14 protein-coding genes and 2 tRNA genes are annotated in these 19,498 nt (G+C 53.1%); all 16 read right to left on the reverse strand.

The annotated features are described in order from the left end of the window. Window positions 1-16 precede the first annotated feature (16 nt). The gene (gene addA, locus DL94_RS0108520; RefSeq protein ID WP_028129792.1) at window positions 17-3,886 is read right to left on the reverse strand and encodes a helicase-exonuclease AddAB subunit AddA; all 3,870 of its coding nucleotides are present in this window, start codon (window positions 3,884-3,886) and stop codon (window positions 17-19) included. After that, window positions 3,870-7,442 (reverse strand): helicase-exonuclease AddAB subunit AddB, encoded by a 3,573-nt coding sequence (addB, locus tag DL94_RS0108525; protein WP_028129793.1) that lies wholly within the window; start codon window positions 7,440-7,442, stop codon window positions 3,870-3,872. The genes addA and addB overlap by 17 nt, the downstream gene beginning before the upstream one ends. 54 nt (window positions 7,443-7,496) lie before the next feature. Beyond that, the gene (locus DL94_RS0108530) at window positions 7,497-8,474 is read right to left on the reverse strand and encodes a phenylacetate--CoA ligase family protein (RefSeq protein ID WP_028129794.1); all 978 of its coding nucleotides are present in this window, start codon (window positions 8,472-8,474) and stop codon (window positions 7,497-7,499) included. A gap of 33 nt (window positions 8,475-8,507) precedes the next feature. Beyond that, window positions 8,508-9,296 (reverse strand): CheR family methyltransferase, encoded by a 789-nt coding sequence (locus tag DL94_RS0108535; RefSeq protein WP_028129795.1) that lies wholly within the window; start codon window positions 9,294-9,296, stop codon window positions 8,508-8,510. A 240-nt stretch (window positions 9,297-9,536) separates the two neighbouring features. Continuing rightward, window positions 9,537-9,983: an Hsp20 family protein gene (locus tag DL94_RS0108540; RefSeq protein WP_028129796.1), complete on the reverse strand. Its 447-nt coding sequence runs from the start codon at window positions 9,981-9,983 to the stop codon at window positions 9,537-9,539. 128 nt (window positions 9,984-10,111) lie between these two features. Next, a tRNA-Glu gene (locus DL94_RS0108545) sits at window positions 10,112-10,186 on the reverse strand. 2 nt (window positions 10,187-10,188) lie between these two features. Continuing rightward, a tRNA-Glu gene (locus DL94_RS0108550) sits at window positions 10,189-10,263 on the reverse strand. A 32-nt stretch (window positions 10,264-10,295) separates the two neighbouring features. Beyond that, the gene (gene gltX, locus DL94_RS0108555; RefSeq protein ID WP_028129797.1) at window positions 10,296-11,750 is read right to left on the reverse strand and encodes a glutamate--tRNA ligase; all 1,455 of its coding nucleotides are present in this window, start codon (window positions 11,748-11,750) and stop codon (window positions 10,296-10,298) included. 29 nt (window positions 11,751-11,779) lie between these two features. Next, the gene (gene dhaL / locus DL94_RS0108560; protein WP_028129798.1) at window positions 11,780-12,403 is read right to left on the reverse strand and encodes a dihydroxyacetone kinase subunit DhaL; all 624 of its coding nucleotides are present in this window, start codon (window positions 12,401-12,403) and stop codon (window positions 11,780-11,782) included. Window positions 12,404-12,531: 128 nt separating this feature from the next. After that, window positions 12,532-13,443, reverse strand: coding sequence for a serine acetyltransferase (locus DL94_RS0108565; protein WP_028129799.1), 912 nt, complete (start codon window positions 13,441-13,443; stop codon window positions 12,532-12,534). Window positions 13,444-13,557: 114 nt separating this feature from the next. Continuing rightward, window positions 13,558-15,333 carry a methyl-accepting chemotaxis protein gene (locus tag DL94_RS0108570; RefSeq protein ID WP_028129800.1) on the reverse strand — a complete coding sequence of 592 codons (1,776 nt, stop codon included), beginning with the start codon at window positions 15,331-15,333 and terminating at the stop codon, window positions 13,558-13,560. A gap of 791 nt (window positions 15,334-16,124) precedes the next feature. Then, a complete protein-coding gene (locus tag DL94_RS16060) occupies window positions 16,125-16,289 on the reverse strand; it encodes a hypothetical protein (protein WP_156031759.1) in 165 nt (54 codons plus the stop codon). A 24-nt stretch (window positions 16,290-16,313) separates the two neighbouring features. Beyond that, window positions 16,314-17,177 (reverse strand): 4Fe-4S binding protein, encoded by an 864-nt coding sequence (locus tag DL94_RS14565; RefSeq protein WP_037371638.1) that lies wholly within the window; start codon window positions 17,175-17,177, stop codon window positions 16,314-16,316. A 4-nt stretch (window positions 17,178-17,181) separates the two neighbouring features. Continuing rightward, complete coding sequence (locus DL94_RS14570; RefSeq protein ID WP_037371639.1) at window positions 17,182-17,322, reverse strand: CD1871A family CXXC motif-containing protein; 141 nt, start codon at window positions 17,320-17,322, stop codon at window positions 17,182-17,184. Further along, entirely contained in the window at window positions 17,319-17,855 is a 537-nt protein-coding gene (locus DL94_RS14575; RefSeq protein ID WP_051586387.1) for a TlpA family protein disulfide reductase, read from the reverse strand. The genes DL94_RS14570 and DL94_RS14575 overlap by 4 nt, the downstream gene beginning before the upstream one ends. A 138-nt stretch (window positions 17,856-17,993) precedes the next feature. After that, on the reverse strand, window positions 17,994-19,436 hold the full coding sequence (locus tag DL94_RS0108595) for an Rne/Rng family ribonuclease (protein WP_028129801.1): 1,443 nt from the start codon (window positions 19,434-19,436) through the stop codon (window positions 17,994-17,996). Between the last annotated feature and the right edge of the window lie 62 nt (window positions 19,437-19,498).

The raw sequence follows: 19,498 nt of genomic DNA on the forward strand, positions 1-19,498 counted from the left end.
AATCGCACCGCCTCCTTTACTCTGCTTTATCCATCGGGACAAAGCTGCCATTCTGCAAAAGATACAAATACGAACGGCTCACCTTGCGCCCTAAGATGGCCTCCACGGCGTTTTTATACATATCCAGCTGAATATGATAGCGCCGCCGTATGCGGTCATGGTCGGTCAGCCTGTCAGTCTTGTAGTCGATGAGGATAAGCTCCCCCTCTGCCGTTTCCACCAACAGGTCAATCACGCCCTGGGTAAATACCAGTTCCTTTTCCTCCTGCACTTCGGGGTAAAAGTCCTTAGCGCGCAGCATACGGCTGAAGGGCAGTTCCCGATATACGTGCGGTGCGACCTGCACCAGACGGCCGATTTCCGAGTCAAAGAATCCCTGTATGCCCTTAATATAAACCACCTTGCCGGCGTCCTCCGGCAGTATGCCTTTGGCCTCCATCGCCGCTACCTGTTTTTTTATTCCCTGATAGCTGATATCGCCGGCAAAATCCAGGCGCTGCATGACGGTGTGCATAATGGTGCCCCGTTCCATGGCGGAGATTTTCTTTGCCTGCTCCTGCAAAAAACGCGGCTGCGGCCAGTCCGTGGTATCCTTGGCGGCCACGGCGGTGACAGCATTGGTGTCAGTGTCCACGGCCTCCAGTTCTTCATTGTCATGCATGACGATGAGCTGCCGGGGGCCGGGAACTTCCTCTTCCCAAGCCTGATTATCAGCAAAGCGCCGTTTTATTTCCGTGACGGTGAGTTTGGCCGGTACGTTTGCCAGTCCCCTATCCTCATATTGCCAGCTCAGCAGGGACTCCACGCTGTCCTTGGCCGCTGATGACGGCATGGGTTTAAGGGCAGCTGCCGCCTGCAATAGTCCGTCCTGCTTGCTTTCCTGCGGCGCTCCTGCGGCCAGTTCTGATTCTTGATAGAGGTTAATCTTTATCTGCGCCTCAGGTTCAAGCTGTTTTTCCAGACCGCCGTCAGCGCTTATGCCGGCCATTTCCCACAGGGGGCCAGCCGCACTGTGCCGGCATAAGGCCGCTGCCACCCAGTCAAGATAACTGTCGGCCTTGGTGATGGCAAAGTCCGGCAGCTGGTATTCTTCCCGGTCAGCGTAACGGCAATAGCCCTGCGCTTTTTTTTCGCTGTTTTTGCCGGGGAGTACCCCCGTCAGTATCAGCTTTTCCCGGGCTCTGGTCATGGCCACGTAGAGAATCCGCATTTCCTCGGCCTTGGATTCGCCCCGTATTTTGGCGGCCACCGCCTGCCAGGGCAGGGATTTGTAGATTTGCCGTCCCGTCCGGGAACGCTGGGCCAGGCGCACGCCAATCCCGAGTTCCTTATGCCGCAGGAAGGTTCCTTGCGCGTCACGCAGGTTAAATTTCTTGGCAATATCTGCCACAATCACCACGGGAAATTCCAAGCCCTTGCTGCGGTGGATACTCATAATCCGCACGACATTTTCGCTCGCCCCCAGGGTACGGGCTACTGACAAGTCCGTATCGCGTTTCTGCAGATTCTCGATAAAGCGCAGGAACCGGAACAGTCCGCGGTAATTACTGCGTTCATATTCTGCGGCCCTGTCGGCCAGCATGCGCAGGTTGGCCTGACGCAGCAGGCCGCCCTTCAAGCCGCCCACATAGTCATAGTAACCTGTTTCCCGGTACAGGAGCCAGATGAGTTCCGGCACGCTGTGGCTGGCGGCAAAACGCCGCCACCGGGCCAGTTCCGCCTGAAAGTCCGCCGTCCGCGCGGCCAGTTCCTGCGGCAGACTGCTGTCTACGGAAAAACTGGCCAACAGGCCGTCATATAAATCCCCCGTCGCCGAGGCCAGGCGGATTTGCGTGAGTTCCGTCATGGAAAAGCCGCCGATAGGCGAGGCGAGCACGGCGGCCAAAGGAATATCCTGCCGCACGTTGTCAATTACGGTCAGCAGGGCCAGCACCAGCCGCACTTCGGGGGCCTCAAAATAGCCGCCGTCCACATCAGCATAAGCCGGGACGCTGTTTTTCCGCAGGGCCTCGAGCAAAATATTGGCCTTGCCGCTCACGGCACGCATGAGCACAGCAATATCACGGAAAGCCAACGGACGGTAGCTGTCCGTATCCTTGTCTTTGACCATATAGCCCTGTTCCATGAGCCGGCTGATACGCCGGGCAATATACGCGGCCTCCAGATTAAAGCCGGAGAGGTCCTCACCTTCCTCATCGTCCGCACCAGGCTTGCCGTCTTTTTCCTGCACTTCCCGTTGAATCAAATCCAGTTCCAGCGCACCGGCAGCTCCGGCAAAAGTATGTTCGTGTTCCTCATAAGCCGCCCCGGGATACAGTTTGCTGTTCGCGTCATAGGCAATTTCCACCGCCTCCTTGGTCATAATCTGGTCAAAGATAAAGTTTATCGGTGCCAGTACCTCCCCACGGCTGCGGAAATTTTTCTTCATGTTGATAAGCTGATTTTTATCGTCAGCCTGCGGCTCTAATGGGAAACTATCGTATTTCGCCTGGAAAAGATACGGGTCGGCCAGGCGGAAACGGTAAATGCTCTGTTTCACGTCACCCACGGTAAAGCGGTTGTTATCCCGGGCAATGAGGTTCAAAATCGCCTCCTGCACGCCGTTGGTATCCTGATATTCATCGACCATAATGGATTTATACTTTTCCTGCAAAGCCAGGGCCGTTTCTGTGGGCGCAATTGCCCCCCCATCGTCTGCCGTACACAAAATGGCCAGCGCATAATGCTCCAAGTCGTTAAAATCGAGGATATTACGCTCCTTCTTAGCCGCCTGCAAAGCCCGGCCAAAATCCAGGGCCAGGCCGGCGTAAACAGCCGCCGCGCGGTGATTGGCGGCAATATCTTCCTCTATCTGCGCGGCCTCCTGGCTAAGATAGTTTTCCGCAAATTTTTTCAGCGCCTTTTTGACAGCGTCCCGGCGTGCGTTGAATTCTTCCCTGATATCCGGGTACAGATTTTTCAAATCGCTGTAGACTTTGCCGCGCATGGCTGTCCAGGAAAACTTGCCGACCTGACGGGCTAGTTCGTCCCATTTGGCTGCGTCCGGCTTATGTTCCAGCACGTTAAAAGCCTCGCGGATAGCGTCCAGGCCGGCTAAATCCTGCTGTATCAGTTCTGCATATGGCACCCAGGCGGCGGTGAGCGCCGGGTCTTCTGTGCCGGCAGTCAGCCCGGCTGTTTCCTCGTACTCGCTGATAACCGTCATAAGGCCGGCCCGCATTTCCGGCACGGCTGCCGTCAGCCACGGCGAATCTGCAATACTCTGCCCCTGTCCCTCCTGCTGGCTTAGCAGCCACTTTTCAGGGAACGGCTGGCTTTGGGCAAAATTATGGAGGTCCAGTATGGCCTTTTTTACCTCTTCGTCGCCCTGCTCATCGCCGTAATCGTCCATAAAGGAAATAAACTCCTCCCAGGCCGGCAGTTGTTCTGCTGCCAGTGGCCGCTCATATTTATCTTCCAGCAGGGATTCGAGCGTGTCGTTTTTCAGCAGGACGAGCTCCTGTTCACTGGCCAGACGAAATTTGGGGTCCACGTCCAGGGATTCAATATGCTGGCGGATAAGCCGCTGGCAGAAGGAATGGAAGGTGCAGATATCGGCCCCGGTCAGGAGTACCATCTGCCGTTCCAGCCGGGCTGCCTCTTCCTTTTTGGCCGCGGCCGCCAGTTCCCTGGCCAGTGCCCCTTCAATGCGTTCGCGCATTTCGGCCGCCGCCGCATTGGTAAAAGTCACCACTAAAAGCTCATCAACGTCCAGTTCACCTGCAGTAAGCTGGCGGATAATACGCTCCACCAGCACCCGGGTTTTGCCGGAACCGGCAGCAGCAGCCACCAGGATATTCCGGTCACGGGCCTTTATGGCCGCCAGTTGGTCATTGGTGTATGGCATCGGCTAAATCCTCTCTTCCTATTTTTTCCGCCATGCGGCGTTCCATTTCTTCCTCGTCAAAATTGCTAACTTCGTTGTAAGTATAACCATCTACGCCCAGCTCAAAGCCGCAGAGAACACGGTAGTTACAATACCTGCAGGCCGTGCGCTCGGAATTTTTATCATAGCGGCAGGGATTTACACGGATATCGCCGTCTAAAATGGCCCGGCCGGTGTCGCGCAGAATATAATCCACATAGCCCAGCATGAGTTCAAATTCCTGCTGCGTGCGGATATAATGCCCCTTGATGGTGGTGCTGTCCAGCTCCCCGTCTTTTTTCGTCTGCGGCTTGATATGTTCCAGGTTGGCATCAATGCTGCGGATAACGTCCATATCAGCCAGCACCCAGCCGGGCATGGTGAGTTTCTTTTTGACAGCCTCGGCCATCGCCTCACTGCTCAGGCGTGTATCCGTGACAATGGTCGGATTATGGAGCAGCGCGTAAAGAATGCCGGCCGGCAGGCGTTCCGTATCCTGCTGTTTTAATAGTTCCTTGGCCACCAGCACATAGACCAGCAGCTGCAGTTTCAGCCCGTAATAAACTTCAAAGAGATTGATAGCGGCCTGCCCGGTCTTGTAATCGAGCACCAGGAAATAAGGATTATCCTGATGAACGTCCAAGCGGTCAATCTGCCCCTTTAAGGACAGGGAATAGCCATTGCCCAGCGGCAGGGGGGTGAGTTGTACTTTGTCAGCAGCGTGGCCAAAGCCCTCCTCAAAATACGCCGGCTGGAACTCTGACATGGCCGCCCAGGCTGACAGGTGATTGACAGCCTGCAGGGCTGTAGCCTCCATGCGCCGCTTGTAATGGCGGTAATCGGGACGGCTCAACAGGATTTCACTTTGCAGGCGCGGTGCAATCTCCTCCACTAAGTCATGGCAGATGGCACCGCGTTTATCCTCCGGCACGTCCTGCCAGCGGCGGTTGTAGTCACGGCTTACCAGCTCGCCATACTCGCGAATAACTTCATGCAGCAGCTGGCCTAAGTCCATGTGACGGAACTCGTAGGTACGCCGTTCCGTCAGTTTCAGGCCGTAGCTGGCAAAATGGGCAAAGGGACAGCGGCGGAATTGTTCAAACTGGGTGACACTGCCGCGCAGGAATTTCCCCCGTAAGTAGATAGCCTGTGCGAGCTCCGGGGGAATATTCTCCACCTGCGCCTGCGGCGCGAGGCCGGCCAGGGCCAGCTGCAAGGGACGCTGCAAAGCCTCCTGGGACAGCGCCCAGTTATAAACGTCCTGCCAAAACTCGTCCATTTCGCCTTCATCGCGCCGACCACGCAGGGCACTGGCCAGTCCTGACACCGCCGGCCCGGGCGCAGCGAGCTGCTGTATATCATGCCGCCCCAGTGTTTCCAGCGGAATGGATACTGTCTCCAGCTCCGGAAAACACTGCCGCAAGCGTCCCACCAGCGAGGCCGGCTGCAGGCCGCTGCCCTCCTCGTCCGCCAGGGCGTAGGAAATCCAAAGATAATCACTGGCCTCCGTAAAGCCCCGGTAGAGCACAAAACGCTCACCGAAACTACGCTCCTGTCCCCCCCGGGAAATAACGGCCGTTTCCCCGTTATCGGCCGGCATTTTTGCTAAAGCCTCTGCTAAATGCAGCCTGTCGGCGTCAGTGAACATGCCTGTATCCACTGTGCGCCGGGGCATGGTACCGGCATTGGCCCCCAGAATGTACAGGGCTTTCGTGCCGGCTAAACTGTTCTGGTCAAACATCGCCACGGTCACATAGTCAAGACCGGGGGGAATCAGCGATAAGGACACCGCGTCCAGGCCATCGCCCAGGACAGACGCAAAATCACTCAGACTCAGTTTTTCCTGGCCGCTTATCTCCACGAGCTGGTCAAAGAAGGCCATGATATCGGCCCAAATCTGCCGGTGTTCGGCAGCCTCGGCCAGCCGGCCTTCGCCTTCGGCCACTTCCTGCCACTTGGCCAGATGAGCCGGCACTTCCAGGGCTATGAGGAAATCATACAGCGCCTGCACCTGACTTGTCACCGTGTCCGCCTGACGAATTGACTGGTCAAAATCACCCAGTGCGGCCACAGCCTGACGCCGCAGGCCGTCTATGAGCACCAGGCGCTGCTGTGTTTCCGCGTCCACGGCCTCGTCCTCCCCGTCCAGCGAGTAACGGCGGTGCCAGTTCCAGTCCTCAGCCTGCAGCCAGCGTTTACGGCCGCGCAGGCCAAACTCGAGCACATAGTTTTCCAGTTTGTCCACGTCTTCCTGCACCAACGGGAAAAAGCCCGTACGCAGGCAGCGGAAGATATTTTCGTAGTTCCAGCCCTTCTGTACCACTTCCAGGCTGGAACGCAGGAGTTCGGCCAGGGGGTGATGGATACTCTGACGCCGCCCGTCCTGAAAGAAGGGAATGCCGTAATCCTGAAAGACCAGCGGCAAAATACCATCATAATCTTCAGCATTGCGAATAAGGACGCCGATTTCCCGGTAGCGATAGCCTTTCTCCCTTACCAGACGCAGGATATCGGTGGCCGCCGTTTCGAGCTCAATGCGGCGGTTGGCCGCCTCCACCAGCCGTATATTTTCCGGCTTGCCTGCTGCTGCCTCCACCTGCCCAAACAGCCTGGCCTCCAGCCATTTCAGCTCAGGATTATGCGCCCGCTGATTCTCCGTCAACAGGGTAACCGGCTGCCAAAAGCCTGGCTGTCCCGGGGCCAGTTCCTGCATTAACCGGCAGATATTTTCCAATGTGCGATAGGGACGGTTAAAGAGTCCGGCCTCGCTTATGTTTTCTGCCAGCTGAAATTTCACCTGTCCCCCCGGCAGGGCCTCGCCCTGCATAGGCAGGGTAATATGCACCTTATCTGCTGCGGCCAGAATCGCCGCGAGCACATTCATTTCCTGCGGATTGAAAAAAACAAAGCCGTCTATCCAGACTTCTGCCCCCTGCAGGAGCTGCGTCTCGGGAATTTTTTCCGCCAGCAGATTCATCAGGTCCTCTGCGTCATTTTTGCGGCCGGCCATGGCCGCGGCGAACTCATCAGCCAGGGTGCTTAGTTCGCGCACCTTGCCCGACAGGCGTTCCTGCCCCGTCCCCACCATGTCAGCTGCCTGCCGCAGGGTGTCCGTACTCAGGCGGTAACTTTTAATTTCCTTAATGGCCTCCGATAACGTCTCCGTAAAGCCGCGCTGCCGGGCCGCCCGGGCAAATACCGTCAGGTCTTTGTCCTTCTGATGGCGGAGCAGGAGCTTTTGCAGCAGCAGGCGCCGCCCTACATCACTTATACGGGGCAGGTCGCCGCCGGTTTCCAGCAGTATCTGCCGCGCAAAACGGCGGAAACCAAAGACATAGGCCCGAAAAAAGCCCTGTCCCGTCTTTTCCATCATGGTGGCCAGTTCCCGTTCCGTCTTATAGGTCATGTGTTCCGGCAGCAACAGGATAAGTGCCGGCCCTAAAGGCCGCGCCGTCATTTCCTGCTGCATGGCCTGCAGGCAGGCGTGTGTCTTGCCAGTGCCGGCACGGCCAATGATGAAATCTAACTTTGCTGTCATGCTTATTCCTCAACTAGAAAAGCCTCCCTATAAAGGGAGGCCGTTTAACATATCTTACATAAAGGTAAAGGGTGTTGTCACCCGGTACAGCGTGCGGCCGCATTCGCAGGGATCTGTTTCCAGCATTACCGCCTGCCCTGTCCGGTAGCGAATCAGCGGCATGGCCTCCGCCATCAGGGTTGTCACTACGAGCTCGCCCATCTGATGCGGCTCTGTCACCACCTGGTCGCTATGGAAAGCCACTATTTCCGGATAGAAATAATCCTCCTGAATGTGATAACCCTTATGAGCCTCACACTGGTACAACATGCCGGCCATGCCCAGTTCCGCCGGTTCATAGAAGTTATAAACCTTGGCGTGGGTTCTGTCGGCAATATGACGCTGCATGGCGTTCTGTAAGCCCTGCTCATTCAGACAGATAATCCGGTTCAGCGGATAATCAGCAATATTCTTGCCCGTGGCCTGCAGCTGGATAATCAGCTGCATGATAAGCTGCGGCGAGCTGATAATCGTATCCATGCTGACCAGTTCCATAAAACGCAGCCATTGCCGGTAATCCGTGCCCATGTTCACCACGGTCGCGCCAATCACTTCCAAAGCGTACTGAATGTCCAGCATACGGCTGTCAGCCATATCCCCCTGCAGGGCCACTACGGAAGTCTGATTGATATCTGCGGCCACTAAAGCCCGGGCCATCATATCGACATTATGCCCGATATCACCGTTGGTATACAGCTTGACAACTTCCCCATTCTCCTGGGACACCACGCTGAAACGCAGGATACTGGATAAGGGTGTCGTCAAAATGTCCAGCGAATCAATCTGATAAATTTCATTTGCGGTCAGGAAAGGAAGCTTGGCAATATCAGCCAGAGATTTAATATCTCCGACAGACACACCATGCTTTTCAAATTTCTGCTGGTAGAAAAAACTTTTCTCCTGCACCCAGCTCAGCTGCTTTTGCAGTCTGGCCAGCTGCAATTCCTGCAGCTTATCCCTTGCAATTAGTTCTATTTCTTGATTCGCGTACATGTCTAAGCTCCGTTCTCTTGCTATATTTGGGTTTTACGCCAGCGGTTTCTGATAGAAGAAAGGCTGGAAACTGGTATAACCCAACTTGCGGAAGTTCAGAATTGCCTCCGTGGCGCCTACAAAGAGGATACCACCCGGTTTCAACGCCTTAAAGAAGTTTGCATAAAGCTGGTCCTTGGCCTCCTCTGTGAAGTAGATAACCACGTTACGGCAGAGGATAAGGTCAAAATTGTTTTCAAAGGGGTCCTTCAAGAGATTATGACGTTTAAACTCAATGCAGTTCTTAATATCCTGACTAACCGCGTATTTGTCACCTTCAACAGTCTTGAAGTATTTGGCCAGACGGTCAGGTTTCATGGCCTTGATTTCTTCTTTAGTATACACGCCACGTTTCGCCTTGGCCAGGATTTCAATATCCAAATCCGATGCCAGAATGCGATGACGGGTATTCGGCGTCATTTCCTTCATTATAATGGCCAGAGAATAGGGCTCAGCGCCAATGGAACAGCCGGCACTCCAAATATTGAGTTTGGGTGAACGTTTCATCAAATCGGGAATAACATCTGTTTCCAGCTTGTCAAATTTCTCCGGGGTACGGAAAAATTCCGAGACGTTTATCGTCAGATATTCGATGAAGGCTGCGAAATCATCTTTGTTCTTGGCGGCATTATCAAAGTATTCCGTATAGGAATTCATGCCGGCTCTGGTCACCAGGTTGCCGATACGGCGTTTCATCTGCGGCTCTTTATACAGGTCAAGGTCTATTTCCGTTTTGCCTTTTAACTTCCGTTTAAATTCCGCCCAATCCTTTTCGTCCATCATCATTATTCCCTCCCAAAACCTCTGGCTGATTTCAATTTATTGCTTTAGTTACTATTCCCTTTTCCCCTGTAAAAATCCTGCCTGTTTTCTGCGAACATGTTAATTTTTTCGCAAAAAAATTCATACATCTTCCTTATTTTATCACAAATTAAGGCTGCTGGCACGAAAAACACGCTTTTCGCAACAGCAGCCTTGCCATTTTTTCACGCCACAGGGCGGAAAACCTCTTCTTTCACGTCGTCACTCGATATCAAATACGGTCCGGTTGTCCTCTTCCTTCTGTTTGGGCAGGACAACGTGCAAAATGCCGTTTTCAAAAGCCACGTTGACAGCCTTCTTGTCAATCATATCGATGTAGAAGGTACGTTCAAAGTCACCGGTCTTGCGCTCACGGCACAGGTATTTAATGCTCGCGTCCACCGCCTCGGCCCGCTGGGCTTTAATCCTTAAGTAATTGTCATCATCATAGGAAACGGTAATCTGTTCCTTGTAGAACCCGGGCAGCTCCGCAAAGAGTTCATAGGCCGTCTCTGTCTCAATCACATCCACCTTGAAAGAGGACAGGGCGCCGCTGACCTTGCCTAAGGGATTCAAGGACTGCTCTGCCGCATAGCTCAAAACTTTTTCCAAAACGTCATAACCCCGCTCAGCATTTTCACGGAGATTAAACGGTACTGCTCTAAACATAAAAACCCCTCCCTAGTATGAATTTACTCGATATGACATATTGTACTATAATTTTCTGAAAATTGCAAGCTGACATATAGCATAAACTAAAAGCCCCTACCGCAAATACGATAGGGGCTGTAATTTCCTGGTGACACCTACGGGATTCGAACCCGTGAACCCGGCGTGAGAGGCCGGTGTCTTAACCGCTTGACGAAGGTGCCGCTGGTGACGCCTACGGGATTCGAACCCGTGAACCCGGCGTGAGAGGCCGGTGTCTTAACCGCTTGACGAAGGCGCCGCTTGTCTTAGCTGACTCAAATTATTATAGCACTACGCCGTAAGGTTGGCAAGGCTTTTTTGCAGACGAGCCAAAGAATTTTCCTTGCCCAGAACGGACAGGATTTCCGTAGCACCGCCGGGAGTAACAGACTTACCGGCTACGCCGATACGCAGCACCCACATGACGAGGCCTTTTTTAAGCTCATTGGCAGCAATGTACTCCTCCAGTTTGGCATAGAGGCTGTCATTGTTCCAGTCAGACTCGCTGACATTTTCGAGCAGGGCCACGAGTTTGGGCATGAGTTCCGCGGCCTTTTCGGGGTTGACCTTGTTGCGCTTGTTGTTGTAAAGGTCAGCGTCGAAAGCCGGCATGTCAACGAGGAAGTCGATTTCTGCCTGCACATCGCTGAACCGCTGTACACGCGTCTTTAAGAGGGCTGCGACCGTCTGCCAGTTGGCCTCCAGATAGTCAGGCAGCTCCTGTACGAAGTCATGGGCACGCTTGGCAAATTCTTCATCGCTCATGGCCTTGAAATATTCGCCGTTAATCCAGCCCAGCTTGTCATAGTCAAAGACAGCCGGGGACTTGGACAGACCGTCCAGACCGAAATGGGAAATGAGTTCTTCCATGGAGAAGATTTCCTGATTGGTAGTCTTGGGGTTCCAGCCTAAGAGAGCCACATAGTTGGTGATGGCCTCCGGCAGATAACCGAGTTTCACCAAATCGTCAAAGCTCGTAGCGCCATGACGCTTGGAGAGTTTGGAAACGCTGCCGTCCTCATTCTTGCCCATAACCGGTGCCAGATGAATGAAGGTCGGCACTTCCCAGCCGTAGGATTCGTAAAGCAGAATGTACTTCGGCGTGGAAGTGATGAATTCCGCACCGCGCATGATATGGGTAATGCCCATCAGATGGTCATCGATAACGTTGGCAAAGTTGTAAGTCGGCATGCCGTCACGCTTTAAGAGCACCTGGTCCTCCAGCTCGGAGTTGGGAATGGTGATGTTGCCATGCAGTACGTCAAAAAAGGTCGTGGAACCGTCCAGCGGCATCTTCTGACGGATAACGTACGGGTCACCGTTCTGCAGGTGTTGCTCGATGACAGCAGCATCAAGGTCACGGCAGGTGCGGTCGTAGCCGCCGAACTCGCCGGCAGAATGGTCCTCATCGGGGTCACAGAAACAGTAATAAGCATGACCGCTCTGCACCAGTTCTTCCGCGTATTTCTTATAAATGTCCATACGTTCGCTCTGCACGTAAGGGCCGCAGTCACCGCCGATATCCGGGCCTTCATCAGGCACGATATGGGCCATTTCCAGAGTGCGGTTGATGAAATCCACCGCATCAGCCACATAACGGGTTCTGTCCGTATCTTCGATACGCAGAATGAAATCACCCTTCTGGGCCTTGGCATAGAGATAACCGTACAGGGCAGTACGAAGGTTGCCGATGTGCATATAGCCCGTGGGGCTTGGTGCAAAACGGGTACGAACTTTCTGACTCACTTAAACTTCCTCCTAATATAAACCGCTTATCAGTATTTCAAGAACTGATAAAGGGCACGATACATAATCATGGTGCTGACAGCGCCAGGGTCTTCTACGCCAATGCTGCGTTCTCCCACCAGACTGGCACGGCCCTTTCTGGCCGGAATGGTCTTGGTGTAGCTGACGCCGTCACCGGCAGCCTTGGAGGCCTCCTGCAGCACTTCATAGAGATTCTTGTCCTCGGTATTTTCCGGCAGGAAACAATCTCTGATGGGAATCAGGGCGTCCAGAATGGTCTTATCACCCTGCTGGGCATGACCGCGGTCCTGAATGGCCTTAACAGCTGCATCGAGCAGCTTGGCAAAGCTCTGTTTGTTCATTGCCGTGTCATCGTCACAGGCCTCCGCAGCCTTGACAAAAGCAGCACCGTAGAGCGGGCCGGCCGCGCCGCCCACATTCTGGATAAGTGCCTTGCCGATGGTTTTCAGCACAGGCCCGGGCTTGGAGGTATCCTCCATTTCGTCCACAGCGTCACGCGCAGCTGTAAAACCTCTGGCCATGTTAAAGCCGTGGTCACCATCACCGGCTTTAGCGTCAATACCGGACAAATAGTCCTTCTGGGAAATGATGGTATTTGCCACAGCGTCAAATGCGTCTTTGATTCTCGACATTGTTTAACTCCTTGCAGTAAAAATTTCTGTAAATTTCATCAATTGGGGAAGTAATGAATAATTTTCAAAACAGATACTAACCATTATATCACGCAGAAAACAAAGCGCAAGAGTTGATTTTACAGGAGTTATATCTCTTCGCTGCCGTGTTTGTAGCGCAATTCCTGATTCTTGACACTAACTCTGGTTTCCGGCGGCACCGAATGCGTCAGGAATACGTTGCCGCCGATAAGCGAACCGCGGCCGATAACGGTATCGCCGCCCAGAATGGAGGCCCCGGAATAGATGGTCACATAATCCTCAATCGTCGGGTGGCGCTTTTTATTGAAAAGTTTACGGCCACCGGAGGTAGAAAGCGCCCCCAGTGTCACCCCCTGATACAATTTCACATGTTCACCGATTTGCGTGGTTTCCCCGATGACAATCCCCGTGCCATGGTCAATCATGAAATACTTGCCAATCGTGGCCCCGGGGTTGATATCAATCCCCGTCTTGCTATGGGCCAGCTCCGTCATAATCCGCGGAATAACCGGCACATTGAGTTTATACAGTTCGTGGGCAAAGCGGAAAATTGCCACCGCATAGAGACCGGGATAGGCAAAGATGATTTCGTCGGCACTTTCCGCCGCCGGGTCACCGTCAAAGAGTGCCTCCACATCTGTAGCCAGAAACTCTCTAATCTGCGGTATGCGCCGCAGGAATTCCAATGTAATGCGCTGCGACTCTTCCCTAGTAGCCGCCAAAGTTTCCTCGTCCAGTTTCATACCATAGCGCATGGCAATGGCAATCTGCTTGTTCAGGCGGAAGGCAATATCCTCTATCACCATGGCCATATTCTGCCGAATATCGTAAATACGGTAATTATTATCCTTTACATAGCCGGGAAAGGCCACACGCGTAAGCTCGTGAATGAGTTCGTAAATCACCTTGGTGTCCGGCTGATTGAATACATCTAATTTGTCAATGTGACGCCCTTTGTCATAGTCATCAATAATGGCCGTGCTGATAGCTTTGATTTCCTTGCCGATAATATCCTGCATAATGACTCCTTTATATATACACGAAAATGGCTCCAAACGCGGCAGGGCCGCGTCTGAAACCATTTAATTTCACCATATTGATATGGTAACATTCCCCTCGGGGACTGTCAATATTTAAATCTTGAACTTCTCTACCGAGGCCTCCATGCTATTGGCCATTTCCGTCAGCTGACGGCTGGCACCAGCAATCTCGTTCATGGTAGCCGTCTGTTCCTCAGTAGCCGCCGAAACAGTTTCTGCCTCCGCAGCCACGTTGCGGCTCATCTCGCTAATCTTGTTGATAGCCTCGGAGATGGTAACGGCATTGCTGGCCAGACCGGTTACGGTGCGTTCCATTTCATCGGTTTCATCAACAACCTGCTGTACCATTTCTGCAATATCCTTAAAGCTGGTGCCGGCACCGTTGACGGCTCCTACACCATTCTGCACCTGCGTAACGCCATCGTGCATTACGGATACGGCATTTCTGGCCTTGCTCTGAATCGAAGTAATGAGGCTGGCAATCTCACCGGCCGAAGAACTGGACTGTTCAGCCAGTTTTCTGACTTCATCAGCTACGACAGCGAAACCACGGCCATGTTCACCGGCTCTGGCGGCCTCAATTGCCGCATTGAGTGCGAGCAGGTTGGTCTGTTCAGCAATCTGGGAAATAGCGTCGACAATGGCACCGATTTTATCGGATTCATTGCCCAGTTCCTCAATAACCTGCGCGGACTGGCTGACGGACTGCTCGATGAGTTCCATCTGCTGTACGGCGCCGGATACTTCCTTCTCACCACTGTCAGCCTGAGATTTTGCCCGGGCTACAACCTGACCGGCTTTTTCGATGGTAGCTTTAAAGCGTTCCATACTCTGGGAAAGGCTTTCGATATGCGAGCTGGCATTTTCCACTTCCGTGAACTGCTCACTGCAGGCACCAGCCACGTTGACAATGGAATCTGCCACCTGGCCGCTGACTTCTGCGGACTGTTCGGAACTGTTGGTCAGCTGCTGGCTGGAAGTAGCAACCTGCTGACTGGATTCCACAATCTGCCGCATCATATTGCTGACCTGCGTCTGCAATTTATGCAATGCCCGGCTCATTTCACCAATTTCATCACTACGATGGAACAAATCCTCCAGGGAATTGTCTTCGCGCAAGTCGCCGGTAGCCATAACGCCCAAACGGCCGGTTACGTTGTGCAGCGGACCGACAATGCTCTTGGCGGCAAACAGGCCGGCGAGGGAGAAGATAGCCAGCAGAACGATATTGATGATGAGAGTTTTAATCATCGTGGAGTTAAAGGCCTCGTCGGCTGCAGCCTGCTCGGCGGCTACGCGGCCATCAATGTAGTCAATCCAGACACCAGTACCCAGTACCCACTGATAGGGAGCAAAAGTGGTAGTATAGTTACGCTTGGGCAGCGGCGTAGTTTCGTTAGGCTTGGCAAACATCAGGTCTGTATAACCGCCGCCGTCTTTACGGCCGTTTTCAATCATTTCCTTGATGAAATGTCTGCCGCTCGGGTCAGTGAGGTTAATACGGGATTTTCCTTCCGTGTCACGGCCTAAAAGTACTACGTTTACGCCGTCATAAGTATCAACCCAGAAATAGCCCTTGCCATCATCATAGCGCAGGTCACGAATATAATCCGCAGCCATTTTCTTGGCCTGCTCTTCCGTCAGCTCACCCTTCTGCTGACGATTATAGACCTGTTTAATGATGGATACAGCTGTTTCCGTTTCGATTTTCAGCTCACGCTCCACATCTTCGGTCAGCGTCTGCCGAATCGACGCCACCTGACGTTCCGATTCCGATTTAAGATTCATGATGAATACTGCGCTGACGCACAGGGTGGTCATAACCGCAATGCCGACCACCATCAAAACAAACCGCCCTTTTAGTGACATTCCTTATCCCTCCAAATCCTCACAAAATATATTTTAGATAATTCAATATCTTTTCTAAAGTCACTATTCGACAACAAGAAAATTTCTCCTGCAAAAAAATATTTTTATGTATAAAATACGATTGTGCGGCGGCCATATATATAATTGCAGATTATCCGGTAAAAAGTTCTTAAAAATATCCCGTCAGTCCGTGCCTGGGGTTCACGGGGGAGTAATTTTGCTGCCTCCGCTAAACGACACACCTCGGGAAATAGAACTGTCCAGTAACCTGCGCCGGGCAGGCCAACGGCGCTCCTTTCAGCGTAGTTGCTTAGCGATTGTCTACAGTGTGCCGGCCTTCGCTGCGCTCAGGCAGTCGCTCCCCGCAGAAAAATCACTCCCCCGTTCGCCCCCTGTAACGGTCTATACAATTGCTGCGAACCCGTTTTCCCGTTACAAGAACATCGATGTGCTTGTTCCCTGTCACTGCGAAATAATCAATTTATACGGACGCCGCTTAGGGGTGGAGGTGGTGATGCTTTTCGCAGTGGAACGACTGTCCGAACGTAGTGAGGACTGGCCCACAAACAACAGTTCCTGGAAACTGAGTTGAACAATCGCGCCGACTGCTTGCCGGCGCATGTAACTGGAAAAGTTCATATATTGCTGGTGGGTCATTTAGTGCAACAGCGAAAAGTATTACCACCTCCGCCCCAACTGAGTTGTATCAAATAAAATAAAGCACACGATAACCAACAGACTGCAATAAAAAAAGCCTGCTGACTTTCCGCAACAGACTTTTTATAACGGTGTTATTTATTGCCGCCTCTTCTCCACGGGCACACACCATCTTTACAGCCATTATCGCTTTGCTGGTAATTGCTGCTATTATTTTCATCACTCTCTGCCGCCATGGCCGGGGCAGATACTGCCATTACTACCAGCGCCAGCAGCAGGGCAAAAATTTTCTGTTTCATACTTAAACCTCCCAAGACTTTACCTCATTGTGAATCCGCAGCCGTTTTAGCTGCCGGAGCCTTAATCCCCAGGTGCAGGGCTTTTTGCGGACAGGCCTCGACGCATTGACCGCACATAATGCACTCCGGCGAATGGAGCTGCGCCACCGGGTCTATATCCATAGGGCAGACCTTGCGGCAGCGGCCGCAGGACACACAACTTTTTTCGTCCAGATGCAGCCTGCAGATACTAACGCGATTCAGCAGGCCGTAAATTGCCCCCAGCGGACAAAGCATTTTGCAAAAGAACCGGCTGATAAACAGGCAGCCGATAACCACGGCTATCAATATTACGGACTTTAACGCAAACAAGCCGCCGACAGCCTGCCGGTATTCCGCATGTGTTAACAGCAGCGGCACTGCAGCCTCCAGTGTACCTGCCGGGCAGATGTACTCACAAAAGGCCGGTGCGCCCACACCTTTAAACAGCATGAGCAGCGCGGGCAACAGCAGGACAAAGACCACCAGCAGCACGTACTTCACATAACGCAGCGGCGGATACAGGCGTCTTTTCCGTACCGGCAGTTTGCTCAGCAAATCCTGCAGCAGGCCGAAGGGACACAGAAAGCCACAGGCCAGCCGTCCCCAGAGCACACCCAGCAGCAGCAAAAAACCGCCGGCATAAAAACTGAAACCATAACCGGCTGTACCGCCGGCTGCCTGCAGCGCCCCCAAGGGGCAGGACAAGGTGGCGGCCGGACAGGAATAACAATTAAGTCCGGGCGCGCACAGATTCTTGGCACTGCCCTTGTAGAGCTTGCCTGACGTCAAATTCAGCAATTGCTGATTAGTCAGCACAGCCGCCAGCAGCTGGATAAAACGACGATTAACAGAACGGGTGATATTCATCTGCTCACCCCAATCCTATACATTCCATGCACACACGCACGGCTTTATGGAGTATAATCCGGGCCTCACCGCGCCACAGTCCCCACAGTATACAGCAGACGGCCAAAGCCAGCAGCAGGCTGCGGATTTTGCCCAGTCTGGTCACTTGAGGTACCTCTTAACCTGCTCTTTGTATTTAGGTACATCAGCACCTACAACCTTTTCCCCGATGATATTGCCGTCCGCATCAACAAAGATGGTCGTGGGTACAGCATCTTCTTTTTCCAGGAACTTCAGCAGGCCTTCGTCAGGCAGAATGTTGACAAAACCGGCATTGGCCTCATTTAAGATTTTGATAGCTGCTGACTTGGTTTCATTATCGTTCGGGCCGCTGGCGTCACATACAATACCGATAATCTGCGCGTCCTGCGGCATTTCCCGGGCCCATCTGCCTAGTTCCGGCATTTCGCCAATACAGGGCGGACAGAATGTTCCCCAGATATTTACGACAGTTATTTTCTTGCCTTTGAAAATATCCTGCGTAACGGTATTGCCGTTTACGTCCACGGTCTTAAACGCCGGGAACTTATTGGCTGCGCCCTGGGCAGGTTTGCCATTTTCAGCCGAACAACCTGCGGCTAAAAAGATGGTCGAAAATGCTACCATCGACAGCAAAAGAATTCTAAACAGTTTGTTCATACCATTTCCTCCTCTTGTTTGCCACGGGGATAAATCTCCCCCAATTACCTTCTAACTATTATTATCGGTGAAAAATGTGATTACTTAAGAAAAAAGCAGCCAACCATCTTTATGATGGCGGCTGCCTGCGCAGTTCGCTTAACTTTGCTGCAAAATGGAATAATTTTCCGGGTGCATGCCCGGCGCTGCTGTTACCTTGATATCCATGCCGAACTCTGCAGCCAGATTCATCAGCAGCTGATTGTGCCGGAGCTCTTCAGCCACGGTCTCATGGACTTCAATTTCATAACCGCCATCAGCATGGAATTTGTGTTCCATACGGCGGATATCCCCGGCAATGCGGATACTAACCGTTTCCGGGGATTCCACCCGGCCACGGCCATGGCAGACCGGACATTCACTGTAAATAATGCTGTCCAGATTCTGCCGTGATTTCTTCCGCGTGATTTCCACCAGTCCCAGGCTGGTAATATCCACGATATTGGTCTTGGTGCGGTCCTCTTTGGCCAGCTCACGCAGCAGGGTCAGAAGTTGTTCCTTCTGCTCCTCTTTTTCCATATCGATAAAGTCGACAATGATAATGCCGCCGATATCCCGGAGCCGCAGCTGCCGCATAATTTCCGCTGCCGCCTCCAGATTCGTGCGGTAGACGGTTTCCCCAAGATTGCTGTTGCCCGTGTACTTGCCGGTATTCACATCAATAACCGTCAGGGCCTCGGTCTTATCGATGACCAAAAAGCCGCCGGATTTCAGTTCCACCTCACGGCCGCCCACGTTTTCCAGCTCTTCTTCCAGACCGTAGTGCTTAAACAACGGTTCCCGTTCCTCATATAGCTTAATGCGTTCCACCAGGGCCGGCGATAACAGCTGAACAAACTCACAGACACGCTGGTAAACAGCCCGGTCATCAATGAGCATTTCCCCCACGTCCTCCGTAAGCGAATCACGGACTATGCGGATGATGAGGTCGGCGTCCCGGTACAGGAGGCTCGCCCCCTTGCTCTTGATATTAAACCGGGCCAGCAGCGAATGCCACAGTTTCTCCAGATACTGTACGTCCTCAGCCAGCGCCGTTTCACTGGCTCCGGCTGCCACTGTGCGGACGATAAGTCCCATGTCCTGCGGACAGATTTTTTCTGCTATCGCATGCAGACGGCTCCGCTCCGTTTCATCTTCAATGCGCCGTGACATGCCGATATACGCCGCCGTCGGCAGCAGCACCACATGACGCCCCGGCAGGGTGATATGCGTTGTTGCCCGCGGCCCTTTGCTGCCGCTGGCGTCCTTCACAATCTGCACCGGCAGCTGCTGGCCGATATGGATTTTCTGCGGCTTGGGCAGGGTATGCAGGGTATCTGCCGGCAGGCCGTCGCCAATATACATAAAGGCATTCTTGCCCGTGCCAATATCCACAAACGCTGCCTGCATTCCCGGCAGTACATTCTGCACCTGCCCTTTGTAGATATTCCCCACTAAATGAGAATGCGTCGCCCGCTCCACTTCCAGAGCCATCAGCCGCCCCTCATCCAGAACCGCCGCCCGAGTCTCCTCCGGCACTACCGTAATCAAAATAGTTTTCATCCACACACCTCCCCTCTAGCAGGTAAATAAAATTATGTCAATCAACAGGGCCAGCAAAGCGT

The organism is Selenomonas sp. AE3005, from assembly GCF_000686945.1.
GTDB lineage: Bacteria > Bacillota > Negativicutes > Selenomonadales > Selenomonadaceae > Selenomonas_A.

Bases quoted from the DNA above. Each gene is read 5' to 3' on its own strand.
- addA (WP_028129792.1), bottom strand. From the start codon at position 3,886: ATGCCATACACCAATGACCAACTGGCGGCCATAAAGGCCCGTGACCGG.
- addB (WP_028129793.1), bottom strand. From the start codon at position 7,442: ATGACAGCAAAGTTAGATTTCATCATTGGCCGTGCCGGCACTGGCAAG.
- DL94_RS0108530 (WP_028129794.1), bottom strand. From the start codon at position 8,474: ATGTACGCGAATCAAGAAATAGAACTAATTGCAAGGGATAAGCTGCAG.
- DL94_RS0108535 (WP_028129795.1), bottom strand. From the start codon at position 9,296: ATGATGGACGAAAAGGATTGGGCGGAATTTAAACGGAAGTTAAAAGGC.
- DL94_RS0108540 (WP_028129796.1), bottom strand. From the start codon at position 9,983: ATGTTTAGAGCAGTACCGTTTAATCTCCGTGAAAATGCTGAGCGGGGT.
- dhaL (WP_028129798.1), bottom strand. From the start codon at position 12,403: ATGTCGAGAATCAAAGACGCATTTGACGCTGTGGCAAATACCATCATT.
- DL94_RS0108565 (WP_028129799.1), bottom strand. From the start codon at position 13,443: ATGCAGGATATTATCGGCAAGGAAATCAAAGCTATCAGCACGGCCATT.
- DL94_RS0108570 (WP_028129800.1), bottom strand. From the start codon at position 15,333: ATGTCACTAAAAGGGCGGTTTGTTTTGATGGTGGTCGGCATTGCGGTT.
- DL94_RS16060 (WP_156031759.1), bottom strand. From the start codon at position 16,289: ATGAAACAGAAAATTTTTGCCCTGCTGCTGGCGCTGGTAGTAATGGCA.
- DL94_RS14565 (WP_037371638.1), bottom strand. From the start codon at position 17,177: ATGAATATCACCCGTTCTGTTAATCGTCGTTTTATCCAGCTGCTGGCG.
- DL94_RS14575 (WP_051586387.1), bottom strand. From the start codon at position 17,855: ATGAACAAACTGTTTAGAATTCTTTTGCTGTCGATGGTAGCATTTTCG.
- DL94_RS0108595 (WP_028129801.1), bottom strand. From the start codon at position 19,436: ATGAAAACTATTTTGATTACGGTAGTGCCGGAGGAGACTCGGGCGGCG.